The sequence below is a fragment of the Mesorhizobium sp. B1-1-5 genome, assembly GCF_006443065.1.
GTDB lineage: Bacteria > Pseudomonadota > Alphaproteobacteria > Rhizobiales > Rhizobiaceae > Mesorhizobium.
Map to the genome: position 1 here is coordinate 1 of NZ_VFWS01000296.1, position 1,723 is coordinate 1,723.

Here is a 1,723-nt window from a genome sequence, read left to right on the forward strand (position 1 = left end):
ATGTTTTTACTGGTACCTCTTCCTTCTCCCCGTTCTACGGGGAGAAGGTGCCCGAAGGGCGGATGAGGGGCGGAGCCGACGTCCCGAAGATTGGCTTTACCCGAGCGTCTCGGAAAACAGGGTGATCAACCGGTTCCAATGCCGCTCGGCGCCATCTTCGTTGTAGACGCTGTGGTCCGGCACGCACCAGCCATGCGCCATGCCGACATAATTCTCCAGCACGTAATCGACTTCCGCCGCCATGAACGCCTCGGCCAGCCGCGCTGATTGTTCGGGCGGAAAACTCCTGTCTACGCCGGCCATGCCGACATGGACGCGTGCCTTGACCGACCCCGCCTTGCGGTGCGGACTGTCGGCCGCGTCGCTGGCGAGATTGCCGCCGTGGAAACTGGCCGCCGCCCTGATGCGATCCGGATAGGAGGCGGCTGCGTTCAGCGCCCGCGCGCCGCCCATGCAATAGCCGACAACGCCGATCGGCCCGGTGACGCCTTCGGCAGCGAGTGCGTCGAGGAAGGCGCCGCTGTCGGCAATCGTCATCTCCTGCGTCGTGCCGCTGATCAGCGCCATTAGCGGCACCTTGGTTCTCTCCTCGACGAAGGCGGTCTTGGCATCGAAAGGACCGTAGGGCGCGTTGCGATAGAAGAGATCGGGCACCAGAACCGCGTAGCCCTCCTCCGCCAGCCGCTCGGCCATGCCGTCGAGCGCCGGGCGCGGGCCGAAGGCATCCATATAGAGGATGATGCCGGCCTTGGGCGGGGAAGCGTTGGCCGGGCGGAACAGCCCCGCCCTCGCCGTGCCGTCCCTGGTCTTGATCTGAAGGTCCTGTTTCGGCATCGCCAGCTCCGTTCGGTTGCTGGGCGATACATATCCGGGCACGCCGACAGGGCAAGCTGTTGCCTGATTTTGGCAGTCAACATTTCGTGCGGCAGCGCGACGAGCTTACCGGCCCGCGAACGCTGCCATGTGGAAGGCCTGCACCTCTGAGGGGTAGCGATAGGCTGTGCCATAGGGACAGGCGTTGCGGTCAAGGCAGCCGCCGTCACAACAGGGCCCGCCACTCGGCCCGCGCACATGCGCCAGGCAGGCCTGGTAGGCGAAACCTTGGATGGAATAGGCATCGACCGGACAGGATTTCAGGCACGGTTTGTCGACACAGGTGTCGCAAAGATGGACCGCCTCGCGAGCCTCCGGGAGCGCGATCTCGTCCTCGAACAGCAGCGCGCCGCGATAGGCATGCCAAAGCCCATATCGCGGATGCATGAGGATGCCGAGCGGTGACGGCTTCAGGCCCTCGGCCCGCATCGCCCATCGCTGGAACGGCAGATAGGGCTTGTCGGACGGCGACACGGCGCGTGCGCCGAATTCTTCCGCGACCGCGCCTATGACCTGCCGGGACCAGGTGTCGAGCGGATTGGCGATTGCTCGCGGCTGCTTTTCACGCCAGCGCAGAAAATGCGGCCAGGGTGCTGCCCCCGCCTGTCCCACCAGCAGCGCCGACCTGGTTGGTGCACCGGAGCGGCCACAAGGCGCTGCCTCGCCGTCCGCAAAGGTGAAGCCGCCAGGCAGGATGAGGCCGTCGGCGCCAAGCGCGGCCGCAATCTCCTCCATCCTGCCGCGCGAAGGAATCATCCCTTCTTGACCGGATCGGATAAGGCGCTCCGCCAGACTTCCTTGTGGATGATGTTGGCGACTTTAGCCCCGCCTGACTCGGGCTCCTTTCACG

2 protein-coding genes are annotated in these 1,723 nt (G+C 65.4%); both read right to left on the reverse strand.

What is annotated here, in order from left to right; all coding sequences use genetic code 11:
- Nucleotides 1–96 precede the first annotated feature (96 nt).
- Nucleotides 97–834, reverse strand: a complete 738-nt coding sequence (locus FJ980_RS30610; protein WP_140547312.1) for a dienelactone hydrolase family protein — start codon at nucleotides 832–834, stop codon at nucleotides 97–99.
- A 105-nt stretch (nucleotides 835–939) separates the two neighbouring features.
- Nucleotides 940–1,629 (reverse strand): 4Fe-4S dicluster domain-containing protein, encoded by a 690-nt coding sequence (locus FJ980_RS30615; RefSeq protein WP_140547313.1) that lies wholly within the window; start codon nucleotides 1,627–1,629, stop codon nucleotides 940–942.
- Between the last annotated feature and the right edge of the window lie 94 nt (nucleotides 1,630–1,723).